Origin of the sequence: Lawsonibacter sp. LCP25S3_E2, assembly GCF_052117285.1 — a bacterium.
In the GTDB taxonomy this organism is placed as follows: Bacteria; Bacillota; Clostridia; order Oscillospirales; family Oscillospiraceae; genus Lawsonibacter.
In genome coordinates, this window is the sequence record NZ_JBQKJL010000002.1 from 203,833 (window position 1) to 218,240 (window position 14,408).

A 14,408-nucleotide genomic window follows, 5' to 3' on the forward strand; every position below is an offset into this window, starting at 1 on the left:
CCGGGCGACTATTCTGACAAAAGAGGAAATCGCTATGACCATTCAGCTTCCTGTCATCGGCATGGCTGCCGCCGCCCTGCTGTGTTCCGCCCTGGTGGCCCTGCTCACTACCCCGGTAGTGCGTTCCCTGGCCTTTCGGGTGGGTGCGGTCGATGTGCCCAAGGACAGCCGGAGAATGCACGACCACCCCATCCCCCGGATGGGTGGCCTGGCCATTTTCTTCGGCTTTATGCTCAGCGTGCTCATCTTCCTGCCCCTCACCCCCCAGATGCGGGGGATGCTCCTGGGCGGGGTCATCATCGTCATCCTGGGCATTTTTGACGACATCTACGCCCTGCCCGCCGTGCCCAAGTTCCTGGTTCAGATCGGCGCGGCCCTTATTGCCGTGCTGGCGGGCAACAAGATCCTGGTCTTGTCCAACCCCAATGTCTTCAGCTCCGACCCCTTCTGGAACTTAGGTATTCTCTCCATCCCCATTTCCGTGTTCTGGGTCGTGGGCATCACCAACGCCGTCAACCTCATCGACGGCCTGGACGGCCTGGCCTGCGGCGTATCCACCATCAGCTCCATGACCCTGCTGGTCATCGCCCTCATCGTCTCCGAGCCGGAGACCGCCGTGCTCACCGCCGCCCTGGCAGGCGGCTGCATCGGCTTTCTCCCCTATAACCTGAACCCGGCTAAGATCTTCATGGGAGACACGGGCTCTACCTTCCTGGGCTTTATCCTGGCGGTGGTGTCCATTCAGGGGCTGTTTAAATTCTACGCCATCATCTCCTTCGCCGTCCCCTTCCTCATGCTGGGCCTGCCCATTTTCGACACCACCTTTGCCATCATCCGCCGCCTGGCCAAGGGCCAGTCCCCCATGACCCCCGACCGGGGCCACATCCACCACCGGCTGATTGACATGGGCTTTTCTCAGAAGCAGGCGGTGGCCACCCTCTATGTGATCAGTGCTATTCTGGGCCTTTCCGCCGTAGTGCTCACCACCATCGGCGTGGTGAAGGCCATGTTCTTCCTGGCCGCTCTCTTTGCCGCCGGGGGCGTGGCCGCCATGCTCTTCCTGAATCACAACCGGCCCGAGGGCCCCTCCGGCAAGGACAGCCGGAGCGCCACCCGCAGGGAACACAGGGGCACCCAGATCGCCGGCAATGACAACTTCTTTGGCGAGGAGGACAAATCCGACAAATGAACAAGATCAAAGTTATGACTATCTTCGGCACCCGGCCCGAGGCCATTAAAATGGCCCCTCTGGCCCTGGAACTGGCCAGCCGTCCGGAGTTTGAGGCCCTGTGCTGCGTCACTGCCCAGCACCGGGAGATGCTGGACAGCGTGCTGAATATCTTCAAGCTCAAGCCTGACTATGACCTCAACATCATGCAGCCCCGGCAGACCCTCTCCGCCATCACCTCCAAGTGCCTGCTGGGCGTGGAGGAGGTCCTCCATGAGGCCAAGCCCGACCTGGTGCTGGTCCACGGGGACACCTCCACCACCTTCGCCGGGGCTCTGGCCGCCTTCTATTCCCACACCGCCGTAGGGCATGTAGAGGCGGGCCTGCGCACCTATGACAAGTGGTCCCCCTTCCCCGAGGAGATGAACCGGAAGATGGTGGGTGCCATTGCCGACCTCCACTTCTGCCCCACCGTGGCCAACCGGGACAATCTGGCCCGCGAGAACATCACCAAAGGGGTGTTCCTCACGGGCAATACCGTCATTGACGCTTTGCAGACAACTGTTGTAAAGGATTTTACCTTTGCAGAAGATGCGTTGAATCAAATTGATTATGTCAACCGAAAGGTCATCCTGGTCACCTGCCACCGCCGGGAAAACTACGGCCAACCCATGACCAACATCATGACTGCCCTGCGCCGCATTGCCGATGCCTTCCCCCAGGTGGAGCTCATCTATCCCGTCCACCTCTCCCCCGTGGTGCAGGAGGCGGCCCACAAGTATCTGGACGGCCATCCCCGCATTCACCTCATCGCCCCGCTGGCAGTGGACGAGATGCACAACCTGATGGCCCGGTGCCACCTGGTGATGACCGACTCCGGCGGCCTTCAGGAGGAGGCCCCCGCCCTGGGCAAGCCGGTGCTTGTCCTGCGCAAAGAGACCGAGCGGCCCGAGGCCGTGGCCGCGGGCACCGTCCGCCTGGCCGGTGTGGAGGAGGAGGACATCTTCTCCATGGCCTCGGAGCTTCTGTCCAACCAGGCCGAGTATGACAAAATGGCCCACGCCGTCAACCCCTACGGAGACGGCCAGGCCTGCCGCCGCATCGCCGACGCCATTGCCTGGCACTTCGGCCTGCGGGAGACTGCCCCAGAACCCTTCGGGGCATAATAAAACCACAGATGGGAAAGGGGGGTGAAGGGTGGAACAAAAAAACCGGCAGATCATTGTAGGAGCGATCATTGTCCTCATTGTCCTTGCCATGTTTACCAGCTTTGGCCGCAGTCTCTTCGGTCTGCGCACCTCAGAGGTCATCCTCCCTGCCTCCAGCAGCGGTACAGACACCTCCGCCGGTTCCCTGTCCGGCTCCGGCCAGTACCAATCGGTGTCGGTCACGCCCCAGACCGTGGGCAGCGTGGTAGCCACCCTGGCACGGCCGGAGAGCTACTACCAGGAGCTCACGGTAGAGACCTTCTGGGAGGGGGGTTCCTCCTCGGTTCAGGTCCAGGTGTGGCGGGACGGAGGCTGGGCCCACAGCCGCCAGGCCCTTCCCTCCGGAGTCATCCGCCACGACTTGACGGGGGATGGCACCCTCTACTACTGGTACGAGGGCTCCAGCAAGTATCAGACCGCCCCAGCCGATGAATTTACCTCTGACCTCAGCCAGCACATCCCCACCTATGAGACAGTGGTGGAGCTGGAGAAGGACTGGATCACCGACGCAGGCTATGTGACAAAGGGAGATCTGCCCTGTGTCTATGCCCAGGTCCAGTTTCCCGACTCCTCCGTGGTCCAGCGCTACTGGGTGAGCGTAGACAGCGGGCTGCTGGTCTGTGCCGAATCGGAAGAGGACGGGGTGCTGGTCTACCGTATGACCGCCTACTCCCCCGCCCAGTCCCCCTGCCCCACCGACGGAGAGTTTGAGCTGCCCGACGGCACGGTGCTTCACACCCTGGAAGGGGACGCTTAAGGCTGCTGATCTTCCCCAAATCCCATAATGAGAACCAATCCCAGGGCGATGACCAAATCCAGGTCGTCGCCCTCGGCAAATAAATAGAGCACGATGAGCAGCAGCAGAATGTCCCCGGTGTCAATGTCCTCCAGGTGGAGGGCCCGCAGGGCCCTGGTCAGCCCTCCTCCGCCGCCTTTGTGGGAAAACAGGGCAGACAGCCCCTCCCCGGACAAAAAGGGCGGCAGCTTGACCCGCTCTCCCTCCTGCCGGCGGGACGCAGGGCGGACGTTTTCCCGGTCTGTTGGGACCCAGCTGCAGCTGTCCTGGGGTATGTAACGGTTATACACCTTCCTCCTGCCCCCTTTCTCCCAGGGCGGTGATGGCCGCCCGGATCATTCGGGTCATCCGGGCAATTTGAATGGCCCGGTCCAGCCGCCCCCGGCGTTCCTCCCGCAGGAAGGGCCGCAGGGCCTGGAGCAGGGCGGCGTTGCGGTCCTCGGTGCTCTGGACCTGGCGGATGACCTCCATGCCGGTACGCAGCAGGGCGGGGTCAATCTGTCCCAGCATGGATGACAGGTCCGGCTGGGCCGGCGCAGCGGTATGATACGCCTCCTCCCCCTCCATCTCCTGTTCCTCTTCATCCTCTGTTCGCTGCGGGTCCTCCCCCGGTCCGTCCCCGGACAGGGAGCGGGCCAGGGACATGATCTGGGCCATGGCCTCCTGGTTTCCCAGGATCGCATTCAGTTTTTCATCAAACTCCGCCACTTCCTGCCCACCTCCCTCCGGGGCCGGCGCTCATAGTCCGGCCTTCTTTGCCTGCTCGCCGATCCGCTCCACCAGATCCGCCCCCTCTTTGGAGTTCATCAGCCGGTCCATCATCTCCATGAGCTGCTGGGGATTTCCCTGGGTGGCAGCCTGGGCCGCCTGGCGAACCTGTCCCCCCTGGCGCTGGAGCAGCTCCATCAGGCGTTTGGCGTCCTCCGTTCCGGCCAGGGAAGCGATGGCCTGCTGGTTTATCCGCATCTCCTCCGGGCCCATGGCCCCGGAAGCCTGTGTTTCTTTCATGGCAATTCCTCCCATCCAGGGCGGCTGTGCCGCCCCATCGGTTTACTCCAGTATATGCGCCCCAAATCCGGAGGTGACACTTTTGAAAATTCTTGTGCTTTCCGACTCTCACCGCTCCATGGCCGGCATCTACCATGCCATCGACACCCAGAAGCCGGACCACGTCATCCATCTTGGGGACCTGATGGAGGATGCAGAGTATGCCTCCATGGTCTATCCCACCCTGCCCATCTGCATGGTGCCGGGCAACTGCGACGGGTGGACCAGTGCGGAGGCCATCAAGCAGATTACCCTGGGGGGCAAGTCCATTCTTTTGTCCCACGGACACCTGTGGGGCGTGAAAAGCGGCTATGACCGGGCCTACGCCCAGGCAAGAGCCGTGGGAGCCGATATTCTTCTCTTCGGACACACCCACCAGGCCCTGTGCTGCCAGCTGGAGGATGGACTGTGGGTGCTCAATCCCGGCTCCAGCCGCTCCTCCTACGGGGTCATTACCCTGGATGAGGCGGGGATCTCCTGCTCCATCCATCCTCAAACCTGATGTTCTTTTTCTTGCCGGGAGGTGACTGCCCTTGAAAAAACTGCTGTACATCCTGTTCCACCGCTCGGTCTTTGTGGGCCTGTCCCTGCTGGCCCAGATCGCCACATTGCTGGTCATGGTGGTCACCTTTTCCGAGTATACGGAAACCTTCTACTGGTGTCTCGTCGCCATCAGCGTCCTGGCCGCTCTGGCCATTGTGGGCAGCCGTATGGAGCCGGGGTACAAGATCGCCTGGCTGCTGCTGATCCTCCCCTTCCCCGTGTTTGGCGGAGTGTTCTTCCTGATGGTAGGCGGAGGCGCGGTGCCAAAGCGCACCCGGCGCCGTATGCAGGGCATGCTGAAAAAGACCGCCCAGGTCCTCCGGGATGACTTCAAGTCCGATGACCTGCTCCCCTTGGGGGGAGACGCCGCCGGCCAGGCCAGCTTTCTGGAGCGACGGGCCGCCTGCCCCGCCTATACCAACACAGAGACGGAATATTTCCCCCTGGGAGATGCCGCCTTCCCCCGTATGCTGGAGGAGCTGGAAAAGGCGGAGAAATATATCTTCCTGGAGTACTTTATCATCCAGCCCGGCGTCTTCTGGGACAGCATCCTTGCCATTTTGGAGCGCAAGGCCGCCCAGGGCGTAGAGGTCCGGGTGATGTATGACGACATGGGCTGCATGTTTACCCTGCCCCGTGACTATAATGAGATCCTCACCCGCAAGGGCATCCAGTGCCGGGTGTTCAACCGCTTTCTTCCGGTCATGTCCCTGCGCCTGAACAACCGGGACCACCGAAAGCTGATGATCATCGACGGGAAGGTGGGCTTCACCGGGGGGATCAATCTGGCCGATGAGTATATCAACGTAAAGGAGCGCTTCGGCCACTGGAAGGACAGTGCCATCCTCCTGGAGGGGGACGCGGTCTGGTCCATGACGGTGATGTTTCTCACCATGTGGGACCACATCGCCTCCTGGGATGAGGACTTTGACCGTTTCCGTCCTCCCGCCGCCCCGGTGCGGCCCTGGACGGGCTATGTGCAGCCCTATACCGACACGCCGCTGGACAGCGAGGCGGTGGGCCAGGCGGTATACCTCAACATGATCGCCAAGGCCAAAAAGTATATTTACATCACCACTCCCTATCTGGTGATTGACGTGGCCACCAATACCGCCCTGTGCAACGCCGCAAAGTCCGGCGTGGATGTGCGCCTCATTACCCCTCACATTCCCGACAAGCAATATGTCTTTCAGGTCACCCGCGCCCACTACCCGCCCCTGCTGGAGGCAGGTGTGAAGATCTATGAGTACACCCCTGGGTTCATCCACGCGAAGAACTTTGTGGTGGATGACCGCTTTGCCACCGTGGGCACTGTCAATCTGGACTACCGCAGTCTCTTCCTCCACTTTGAGGATGGCGTGTGGCTGTGCGAAGCCCCCTGCATCCGGGACATCCGCCAGGATTTTGAGGAGACCTTAAAGGTCTGCGAATCCATCTCCCTGCGCCGGGCTAAGCACCTGAACATCCTGCTCCAGCTGTACCGGAGCATTTTGCGTGTATTCGCTCCCCTGATGTGACTAAGCCAAAAGGCGCCGCCCCATGGGGCGGCGCCTTTTTTGCTTAGCGGCAGCAGTGCTGGCTATTGCCGTTACTGTTTCCGCCGGTCTGGCTGCTGGGCGGGAAGAATTCGCCCACCGGGAACTGGACCTTGCGGAACATCTCGCAGGGGTCCTCCTGGCAGGGATCGTCACAGCCGCCCGTGCAGCTGCAATCCTTGGTGGGAATGCAGTAGTCATAGGCGGGGATCAGAAGCTGGGTATCCCGTTCCATACGGATGATGGTGAACTGGCCCAGGGTGACAAAGAGCCGGTGCTGGTCACCGCTCATCATCAGCTCATCCCCGAAGCAGGCGGCCACACCCATGGGAATGTCCGTGCAGGAGCAGTCGCAGGGGCGGCAGTGGCACACGTCCACCAGCTTCAGGTTGAGGATCAGCGGATCCACCGCCTCTACCACCGCTGTGGGCACGCTGGTCCGGGGCAGGCACTGGATCTCAGCCCCGTTCTCCCCTACCTGAGAGGAGAAGACCTTGGCGCCGCCATCGCTGCCGAAGAGCACCGCACGCTTTTCAAACACCGCCAGACCGCAGACCTCTACCGGCCGGGCGGCACCCACAAAGGCATCGGCGGTAATGCGGTAGAAGAACCGCACATCCACGGTATAGAAGCCCCGGTTAAAGGTGACAGGCTCCACATCGATGTACGCGTACAGCAGCTCAGCACATTTGGCCTTGACGGACTGGGCCCGGTCAATGACCTCCTGGGAGCACCGGGTGGGGTACACCCGCAGATCCTCAACACAGTCCCGATCCTTACAGGAATCAAAGATTTTCTTCGTGTGTATGCACACGGCCTCCCGGATATTGCGCTCATCGCACACGGGGCCGGGCACGACCTTTTCTGGCATATCGTTCCCTCCTAAATTTGGATGGTTATGGGCGGGTAAAGGCCCATTTGGAGTTTGCTTCCATTCCATCTTATGTGCAAGGCGAATTTTGGTGCCCCGACTGGGCAGGCCGGGCTTGCCCTTTTTGTTTTTTTTGGATATAATAGTAGCTTGAGAATGGAAAGCGTGAAAGGAGCGTGTGCCTGATGGCCATCGGATTTATCCAGGACGAGCTGGATTTGAAGCTGCTGGTCCTCTACATCATGGACCGGACTGCCGGCCCCATCACCTTTTTGCAGCTGTTTGAACTGGCACTGTGCGATGCGGGGGTAGATTACTTCTCCCTCACCCAGGCAGTGGAGCACATGGTGGCCACAGGGCAGCTGTCCAAGGAAGACGGGCGCTACTCCATCACGGACAAGGGCCGGCGCAACAGCCAGATCTGTGAGAGCAGCCTGCCCTACTCGGTGCGTCTGCACTGCGACGAGAACCTGGTGAAGGTGAACGATGCCCTGCGCCGGGAGGCACAGGTCCAGTCCAAGGTCACCGGCAACCCCGACGGGACCGCCACGCTCCACTTGACCCTCAACGACCTGGAGACTCCTCTGCTCCATCTGGAGCTGTTCTCCCCCACCGCTGCCCAGGCCGACGCCTGGGGCGAGGTCTTCCGGGCCGACCCTGGGAAGTTCTATCTGGCGGTGACCAAGCTTCTGGAAAAGAAGGAGGAGGCGTAAACATGGAGATGAGACGAAAGGACCGCGCCCGTGACGAGGGGTTTTCTCTGGAGCTCATAGACCGGTGCAGCCACGGGGTGTTGGCTTTGAACACCGGCGAGGATACCCCCTACTGCCTGCCCCTTTCCCTGGTGCGGGTGGACCGGTCCCTTTACTTCCACTGCGCCCGCCAGGGGCGGAAGGTGGAGCTTATGCGCGCCTGCCCCAAGGTATGCCTCACCTTTGTGGGAGGCGACCGCCCCGCCTTTCTGGAGCCCGACGAGTACACCACCTATTTCCAGTCCGCCATTGTCACCGGCACAGTCCACGAGGTCACCGATGACGCGGAGAAAATTCTGGCCCTCCGGGCTCTATGCGAGAAGCTCACCCCCCAGGCCATGGACGCTGACCAGTTTGAGCGGGCCATCGCCCGCAGTCTGAAGGCCACCGGTGTCTGGCGCATCGATATGGAGGATATCTCCGGCAAGGAGAAGGCCCCAAAGATCCAATAAAAAAAGGCCGCCCTGAGGGCGGTCTTTTTTTATTCCTCTTCCTTCATTGGGAGGGGGTCTTTCCTAAGCGGACCTGTTTTACCCAGATAGTCCTGTGTGTTCTGAGGCAGCTTCCGCTTGCCCAGGCCATAGCGCACCAGGCGGCTGACCGCGCTGTAGAACATGGCAAACACCGGTACGCCCAGCACCATCCCGCCAAAGCCAAACAGGCCGCCGAACAGCAAGATGGAAAAGAGCACCCAGAAGGATGCCAGGCCCGTGGAATCACCCAGAATCTTCGGGCCCAGGATGTTGCCGTCAAACTGCTGAAGCACCAGAATAAATAGGGCAAAATACACGCTTTGAATGGGGTCGATAATGAAAATCAGCAGAATGCAGGGAATGGCCCCGATAAACGGCCCGAAGAAAGGGATCACGTTGGTCACACCCACGATGGTGGCCAGCAGGGCCGGATAGGGGAATTTGAAGATGTTGCAGCACACCAGGCAGATGATGCCGATAATCAGGGAGTCTACGATCTTGCCATTGATGAAGCCGCTCATGATCCGGTAGGCGTTGCGGGTCTCCTCCACGATCAGGTCAGCAATATCGGTGCGGAACACGCTGTAGACGATCTTTTTGGACTGGGCGGAAAAGGTGTCCTTCATGGCCAGCAGATACACCGAAACGATAATGGCAATGAGCAGGTCCTTCACCAGCAGCAGCGTGGCAAGCAGAATGGCAGACACGCCGGACACCACACCCGTGATGTTGGGGAGAACCTCCTTATGCATCCAGTCCAGCGTGGCGCTGACCGACTGGAGATTGGGCAGGATGTCCGAGTTGAGCCACTGTTCCAGGGACAGGGCCGCAGATTCATAGCCCGAGAGCACCGCCCCCTGGATCTCGGGATTATCCTCCAGGAAGGTCCTGAGCCACCCCTGGGCCTGCTCGATATAGCCGGGAATGGCGTTGACCAGGTCCACAATGCTCTGCCACACCTGGGGGATCACCATGGCAAGCAGGATGTAAAGGACAAAGATGGCCAGCAGCAGGCTGAACAGAATGGCCAGGAAGTTGAGAAATTTCAGGCTTCTCTTGTCCTCCAGCCGCTTATCCGGGGTCATGGAAAGTAAAAAGGACAAAATCCTCCGGTGGACCGGCAGCAGCAGAAATGCGATCACCGCTCCCATAAAGATGGGCCGCAGGATCTGTCCTATCATTCCCAGAAAGGAAAGTACCTCCTTGGCATGGAACAAGAAGAAAAACAGCAGCAGCGCCCCCGCGATCACCGCAAAGGCGGTCAATCCTGCCGCCACATATGGATTCTTTCGGTGGTTGTGCAACCCGTTCTCTCCCCTCTCTTATACATTCAGCTCTGTATCCCGGCCCTCCAAAGCCCAGGCATACCGCTCCAGTACAGGCTGAATTTCATGCTTTAAGAACTCCTCCACCTGCTGGGGGCAGCGGCCGATATACCGGCTGGGCTCCAGATGGGCGGAGAGCTCCTCCTTTGTCATGCCAAAGGCGGGGTCAGCGGCCATCAGGTCAATGAGGTTGTTGGGCTTGCCCAACTCCTTCACCTGGTAACCGGCCTGCTGGGACAGCACCCGGATGCGCTCGTGGAGCGCCTGCCGGTCCCCGCCCCGCTTCACCGCATCCATCATAATGTTTTCGCTGGCCATAAAGGGCAGCTCCTCCAGGATGTGCTTCTCAATGACCTTGGGATGGACCACCAGCCCGGCGGCCACATTGGCCCAGATATTCAAAATGGCATCCACCGCCAAAAACGCTTCCGGAACGCTCAGGCGCTTGTTGGCCGAATCGTCCAGGGTACGCTCAAACCACTGGGTGGACGCGGTGATGGCGGGGTTCATGGCGTCGGCGAGCACATACCGGGCCAGGGCACAGATACGCTCACAGCGCATGGGATTGCGCTTATAGGGCATGGCGGAAGAACCGATCTGGTTCTTTTCAAAGGGCTCCTCCACTTCCTTCAAATGGCACAGCAGGCGCAGGTCGGTGGCAAATTTGCTGGCACTTTGGGCAATGCCGCACAGGGTGGACAGGACATTATAGTCCATTTTCCGGGAATAAGTCTGGCCGCTGACCGGGACACAGGCTGTAAAGCCCATTTCCTTTGCAATCTTTTCCTCCAGGGCCTTTACCTTCTCATGGTCCCCTTCAAACAGCTCCAGGAAGGAGGCCTGGGTGCCGGTGGTGCCCTTGGAGCCCAGCAGCTTCAAAGTGGAAAGGCGGTACTCCACCTCCTGCAGGTCCATCAGCAATTCATTCATCCACAAGGTGGCCCGCTTGCCCACGGTGACCAGCTGAGCGGCCTGGAAGTGGGTGAACCCCAGGGTGGGCAGGGCCTTGTATTCATCGGCAAATTTGGCCATGTGGGAAAGGACCCGGACAATTTTGTCCCGAACTAGCTCCAGTGCCTCTTTCATAAGGATCACATCGGTGTTGTCCCCCACATAACAGCTGGTAGCCCCCAGATGGATGATGGGCATAGCCTTGGGGCACAGCTCCCCATAGGTATGGACATGGGCCATCACGTCGTGGCGCAGCTTCTTCTCCCACTGGGCGGCCTTCTCATAGTCGATGTCGGTGATGTGGGCCTCCAGCTCGTCCACCTGTTCCTGGGTCACCGGGAGCCCAAGCTCCATCTCCCCCCGAGCCAGAGCGACCCACAGCCGCCGCCAGGTGGAAAATTTCTTATCGGCGGAAAAAATATACTGCATCTCGTCGCTGGCGTAGCGGGAGGACAAGGGGCTTTCATAACGGTTTGTTGACATGGGCACAACCTTCTCTTTCGACGATTTGATCTCTCTCCCCGCCTTCCCTTCGGGGGCGCGGGTTTACCGTTTTCATTATAGACCAGTTTCCCTTTTTTCGCCACTCCCCTCGGCAAAATTTACAGAACTTTTGCAAACAGGCCACGACACCCACACTCCCCTGCCCAGGCCCTTCCAACAAAAAACTCCCCCGGCCAAAAGGCCAGGGGAGTCGTTTGCAGGATAAAAATCAGATGACCTCGCCCTTGAGGAAGCGCTCCAGACGGTCCAGACCCTCCTGAATGTTGGCGCGGGAGGTGGCATAGGACCAGCGGACAAAGTTGGGGGCGCCGAAGCCGGTGCCGGGCACCACAGCCACCTTGCCGTACTTCAGGAAGAGGTTTCCGAAGTCGTCGGCGTCCTTGATGACGGTGCCGTGCATCTCCTTGCCGATGAGCTTTTCGATGTTCATCATCACATAGAAGGCGCCGTGGGGGCGAATGCAGCTGACGCCCTCGATCTGGTTCATGCGCTCCACCATATAGTTGCGGCGGCGCTCAAAGGCGCGGCGCATGGTCTCCACCATCTCCTGAGAGGCGGTGTAGGCGGTGAGGGCGGCCTTCTGAGAGACGGCGCAGGGAGAACCGGCACAGTGGCTGACATAGTTGGAGATGACCTTGGCCACCTGGGGGTTGGCGGCCACATAGCCGATGCGCCAGCCGGTCATGGCGTAGGACTTGGACACACCGTTGATGATCAGGGTGCGCTCCTTGGCCTCGGGGCTGATGGAGGCGAAGCTCACAAACTCCTCCTCATCATAGACCAGCTGGAAGTAGATCTCGTCGGAGATGACATAGATGTCCTCCTCCACACAGACCTTGGCGATCTCCTCCAGCTCCTTGCGTGAATACATCATGCCGGTGGGGTTGGAGGGGTTGTTGAGGATCATGCACTTGGTCTTGGGGGTGATGGCCTCCCGGAGCTCCTGAGCGGTCAGCTTGAACTGGTCCTGCTCCCGTGTCTCGATGACCACGGGCACACCGCCCACCATCTTGATGAGCTCAATGTAGCTCACCCAGTAGGGCGCGGGCAGGATGACCTCGTCCCCAGGGTTCACCAGGGCCCGAAGGGCCTCATACACGCAGGACTTGGCGCCGTTGGACACCACGATCTGGCTGGGCTCATACTCCAGGCCGCAGTCCTCACGCAGCCGCTGGCAGATCGCCTTGCGCAGCTCCAGAGTACCGGCGGAGGGGGTATATTTGGTATCGTTATTATGAATGGCGGCAATGCCGGCCAGTTTGATGTGGTCAGGGGTGGCGAAATCGGGCTCACCGGCGCCGAAGCCAATGACATCCAATCCCTCCGCCTTCATCTGCTTGAACATACTGTCAATGGCCATGGTGGTAGAGGGCTCCACGCCCAGGGCCAGTTTGGAAAGTTCCTTCATACCAAAATTCCTCCCGTTACTTAAATCATGCACGCATTATTATATGTGTGCCGACCCAAAAATGCAAGAGGTAAATTGGAAATTTGCAGAATTTTCTCAATTTTAGGGAAAAGGCATAAAAAAAGGGGGGCTGTGACACAGCTCCCCTTTTCAAAATGCAAAATAGACATTTGACCGCCAGCCACGGCCGGTGGTTTTTTCCCTTACAGATGCTGGCGGATGAGCTCGCCCATGCGGATGGTGCCCACCGCCTGCTCCCCCGCCTTGGCGATGTCGGCGGTGCGCCAGCCCTCGTTGAGGACGGCATCCACCGCATCCTCGATGGCCTTAGCCTCCTGGGACAGGTGGAAGGAATAGCGGAACATCATGGCCACAGACAGAATGGTGGCAATGGGATTGGCCTTGTCCTGCCCGGCGATGTCCGGGGCGGAGCCGTGGATGGGCTCGTAGAGGCCGGGGGCCTGGTCCCCGATGGAGGCGGAGGGCAAGAGACCGATGGAACCGGTGATCATGCTGGCCTCATCGGAGAGGATATCTCCAAACATGTTCTCGGTGACCACCACGTCAAACTGCCCCGGATCCCGGACCAGCTGCATGGCGGCGTTGTCCACCAGCACGTCCTCATACTGCACATCGGAATATTCTTCCGCCAGACGGTGCATAACGGCCCGCCACAGGCGGCTGGTCTCCAGCACGTTGGCCTTGTCCACGCTGGCTACCTTCTTGCCCCGGAGCCGGGCCAGCTCAAAGGCCCGGCGGCCAATGCGCTCGATCTCCATCTCAGAGTAGGCCATGCGGTCGGCGCACTCCTCCCCCCGGTCCTCCGTCTGGTAGCGCTCCCGCTTGCCGAAGTAGATGCCGCCGGTGAGCTCCCGGACGATCATCAGGTCAATGCCCTTTTCCGCCGTCTCCTTCTTCAGGGGGCAGGCCTCGGCCAGGGCGGGACGCAGGGCGGCGGGGCGCAGGTTGGCGTAGAGCCCCAGATCCTTGCGGATGGACAGCAGAGCGGTCTCCGGCCGCTTTTGGGGGTCGGTGGAGTGGCCCCACTTGGGTCCGCCCACGGCGCCAAGCAGGACGGCATCGCAGGCCTTGCAGGCCTCGGCGGTGCCATCGGGATAGCTCTTACCCACCGCATCGATGGCGCAGCCGCCCATCAAAACATCCGTATAGGTAAAGGTGTGGCCAAACTTCTCACCGATGGCGTCCATGACCTTCACGGCCTCGCCCACCACCTCGGGGCCAATGCCGTCGCCCCGGATCAGCGCGATCTTATAGTTCATTTCGCCACCCCCCGCGCTTTCAGGGAGTTGAGCAGGCCTCCGCTCTGGATGATCCCCTCAATAAAGGGAGGGAAAGGAGCCGCCTGCCAGGTCTTGCCCTGGGTCACATCGGTGATGATACCCGTAGAAAAGTCCACGTCCACTTCATCACCGGGCTGGATTTCCTCCGCCGCCTGGGGACACTCTACAATGGGGAACCCAATGTTGATGGCATTGCGGTAGAAAATGCGTGCAAAGGAGGGGGCAATGACGCACTTCACGCCGCAGGACTTGATGGCCAGAGGGGCATGCTCCCGTGAGGAGCCGCAGCCAAAGTTCGGTCCTGCCACAATGATGTCCCCAGGCTGGACGGTGGAAGCAAAGGTTTCGTCGATGTCCTCCATACAATGGGAGGCCAGAGCGGCGGGAGAGGGATCGTTCAAGTGCCGGGCCGGGATGATGACATCGGTGTCTACATTGGCGCCGTATTTATAAACCTTCATGGAACGTCATTCCTTTCTGATTGTTGGAAATCGAAGCGAAACCGGGAATCAGAGCCGGGAACAGA

The 14,408-nt window shown here is 60.2% G+C and carries 16 protein-coding genes; 7 read left to right on the forward strand and 9 right to left on the reverse strand.

All coding sequences use genetic code 11. The features are described from left to right. The first annotated feature begins 34 nt into the window (after nucleotides 1-34). Genes ACTQ3R_RS03175 through ACTQ3R_RS03185 form a run of 3 tightly spaced genes read left to right on the forward strand, consistent with a single transcriptional unit; the run spans nucleotide 35 to nucleotide 3,133 of the window. Nucleotides 35-1,189 (forward strand): MraY family glycosyltransferase, encoded by a 1,155-nt coding sequence (locus tag ACTQ3R_RS03175; RefSeq protein ID WP_441777948.1) that lies wholly within the window; start codon nucleotides 35-37, stop codon nucleotides 1,187-1,189. Next, nucleotides 1,186-2,334, forward strand: coding sequence for a non-hydrolyzing UDP-N-acetylglucosamine 2-epimerase (gene wecB, locus ACTQ3R_RS03180; protein WP_441777949.1), 1,149 nt, complete (start codon nucleotides 1,186-1,188; stop codon nucleotides 2,332-2,334). The genes ACTQ3R_RS03175 and wecB overlap by 4 nt, the downstream gene beginning before the upstream one ends. A 31-nt stretch (nucleotides 2,335-2,365) precedes the next feature. Beyond that, nucleotides 2,366-3,133 (forward strand): hypothetical protein, encoded by a 768-nt coding sequence (locus tag ACTQ3R_RS03185; protein ID WP_441777950.1) that lies wholly within the window; start codon nucleotides 2,366-2,368, stop codon nucleotides 3,131-3,133. Here the strand turns inward: ACTQ3R_RS03185 and ACTQ3R_RS03190 are convergent. From ACTQ3R_RS03190 to ACTQ3R_RS03200, 3 genes are read right to left on the reverse strand one after another with little or no spacing between them, the layout of a single operon-like run. Beyond that, complete coding sequence (locus tag ACTQ3R_RS03190; protein WP_441777951.1) at nucleotides 3,130-3,462, reverse strand: hypothetical protein; 333 nt, start codon at nucleotides 3,460-3,462, stop codon at nucleotides 3,130-3,132. The genes ACTQ3R_RS03185 and ACTQ3R_RS03190 overlap by 4 nt on opposite strands. Then, nucleotides 3,455-3,880 (reverse strand): hypothetical protein, encoded by a 426-nt coding sequence (locus ACTQ3R_RS03195; RefSeq protein WP_441777952.1) that lies wholly within the window; start codon nucleotides 3,878-3,880, stop codon nucleotides 3,455-3,457. The genes ACTQ3R_RS03190 and ACTQ3R_RS03195 overlap by 8 nt, the downstream gene beginning before the upstream one ends. 30 nt (nucleotides 3,881-3,910) lie before the next feature. After that, nucleotides 3,911-4,180: a hypothetical protein gene (locus tag ACTQ3R_RS03200; RefSeq protein WP_441777953.1), complete on the reverse strand. Its 270-nt coding sequence runs from the start codon at nucleotides 4,178-4,180 to the stop codon at nucleotides 3,911-3,913. A gap of 82 nt (nucleotides 4,181-4,262) precedes the next feature. On the opposite strand from ACTQ3R_RS03200, the gene ACTQ3R_RS03205 reads away from it, so the two are divergent. Together ACTQ3R_RS03205 and cls are read left to right on the forward strand one after the other, a co-directional pair. After that, entirely contained in the window at nucleotides 4,263-4,721 is a 459-nt protein-coding gene (locus ACTQ3R_RS03205; protein ID WP_441777954.1) for a YfcE family phosphodiesterase, read from the forward strand. 25 nt (nucleotides 4,722-4,746) lie between these two features. Beyond that, nucleotides 4,747-6,279, forward strand: a complete 1,533-nt coding sequence (gene cls / locus ACTQ3R_RS03210) for a cardiolipin synthase (RefSeq protein WP_441778053.1) — start codon at nucleotides 4,747-4,749, stop codon at nucleotides 6,277-6,279. 43 nt (nucleotides 6,280-6,322) lie between these two features. Here the strand turns inward: cls and ACTQ3R_RS03215 are convergent, their stop codons facing one another. Then, nucleotides 6,323-7,168: a hypothetical protein gene (locus tag ACTQ3R_RS03215; protein ID WP_441777955.1), complete on the reverse strand. Its 846-nt coding sequence runs from the start codon at nucleotides 7,166-7,168 to the stop codon at nucleotides 6,323-6,325. 185 nt (nucleotides 7,169-7,353) lie between these two features. Between ACTQ3R_RS03215 and ACTQ3R_RS03220 the strand changes: the two genes are divergently transcribed. Continuing rightward, on the forward strand, nucleotides 7,354-7,881 hold the full coding sequence (locus ACTQ3R_RS03220; protein ID WP_441777956.1) for a DUF4364 family protein: 528 nt from the start codon (nucleotides 7,354-7,356) through the stop codon (nucleotides 7,879-7,881). Nucleotides 7,882-7,883: 2 nt separating this feature from the next. After that, a complete protein-coding gene (locus ACTQ3R_RS03225) occupies nucleotides 7,884-8,372 on the forward strand; it encodes a pyridoxamine 5'-phosphate oxidase family protein (RefSeq protein ID WP_441777957.1) in 489 nt (162 codons plus the stop codon). Nucleotides 8,373-8,401: 29 nt separating this feature from the next. Here ACTQ3R_RS03225 and ACTQ3R_RS03230 read toward each other — a convergent pair whose 3' ends face one another. The 5 genes from ACTQ3R_RS03230 to ACTQ3R_RS03250 all read right to left on the reverse strand — a co-directional run bounded on the left by ACTQ3R_RS03230 (nucleotide 8,402) and on the right by ACTQ3R_RS03250 (nucleotide 14,343). Beyond that, the gene (locus tag ACTQ3R_RS03230) at nucleotides 8,402-9,697 is read right to left on the reverse strand and encodes an AI-2E family transporter (protein WP_441777958.1); all 1,296 of its coding nucleotides are present in this window, start codon (nucleotides 9,695-9,697) and stop codon (nucleotides 8,402-8,404) included. A gap of 18 nt (nucleotides 9,698-9,715) precedes the next feature. After that, complete coding sequence (gene purB / locus ACTQ3R_RS03235) at nucleotides 9,716-11,152, reverse strand: adenylosuccinate lyase (protein ID WP_441777959.1); 1,437 nt, start codon at nucleotides 11,150-11,152, stop codon at nucleotides 9,716-9,718. 229 nt (nucleotides 11,153-11,381) lie between these two features. Next, a complete protein-coding gene (locus ACTQ3R_RS03240; RefSeq protein WP_441777960.1) occupies nucleotides 11,382-12,581 on the reverse strand; it encodes a pyridoxal phosphate-dependent aminotransferase in 1,200 nt (399 codons plus the stop codon). 203 nt (nucleotides 12,582-12,784) lie between these two features. Further along, nucleotides 12,785-13,861, reverse strand: a complete 1,077-nt coding sequence (leuB, locus tag ACTQ3R_RS03245) for a 3-isopropylmalate dehydrogenase (RefSeq protein WP_441777961.1) — start codon at nucleotides 13,859-13,861, stop codon at nucleotides 12,785-12,787. Continuing rightward, nucleotides 13,858-14,343, reverse strand: a complete 486-nt coding sequence (locus ACTQ3R_RS03250; RefSeq protein WP_441777962.1) for a 3-isopropylmalate dehydratase small subunit — start codon at nucleotides 14,341-14,343, stop codon at nucleotides 13,858-13,860. Before ACTQ3R_RS03250 ends, leuB begins: the two co-directional genes overlap by 4 nt. Nucleotides 14,344-14,408: the final 65 nt, after the last annotated feature.

Bases quoted from the DNA above. Each gene is read 5' to 3' on its own strand.
- ACTQ3R_RS03175 (WP_441777948.1), top strand. From the start codon at position 35: ATGACCATTCAGCTTCCTGTCATCGGCATGGCTGCCGCCGCCCTGCTG.
- wecB (WP_441777949.1), top strand. From the start codon at position 1,186: ATGAACAAGATCAAAGTTATGACTATCTTCGGCACCCGGCCCGAGGCC.
- ACTQ3R_RS03200 (WP_441777953.1), bottom strand. From the start codon at position 4,180: ATGAAAGAAACACAGGCTTCCGGGGCCATGGGCCCGGAGGAGATGCGG.
- ACTQ3R_RS03215 (WP_441777955.1), bottom strand. From the start codon at position 7,168: ATGCCAGAAAAGGTCGTGCCCGGCCCCGTGTGCGATGAGCGCAATATC.
- ACTQ3R_RS03220 (WP_441777956.1), top strand. From the start codon at position 7,354: ATGGCCATCGGATTTATCCAGGACGAGCTGGATTTGAAGCTGCTGGTC.
- ACTQ3R_RS03225 (WP_441777957.1), top strand. From the start codon at position 7,884: ATGGAGATGAGACGAAAGGACCGCGCCCGTGACGAGGGGTTTTCTCTG.
- purB (WP_441777959.1), bottom strand. From the start codon at position 11,152: ATGTCAACAAACCGTTATGAAAGCCCCTTGTCCTCCCGCTACGCCAGC.
- ACTQ3R_RS03240 (WP_441777960.1), bottom strand. From the start codon at position 12,581: ATGAAGGAACTTTCCAAACTGGCCCTGGGCGTGGAGCCCTCTACCACC.
- leuB (WP_441777961.1), bottom strand. From the start codon at position 13,861: ATGAACTATAAGATCGCGCTGATCCGGGGCGACGGCATTGGCCCCGAG.
- ACTQ3R_RS03250 (WP_441777962.1), bottom strand. From the start codon at position 14,343: ATGAAGGTTTATAAATACGGCGCCAATGTAGACACCGATGTCATCATC.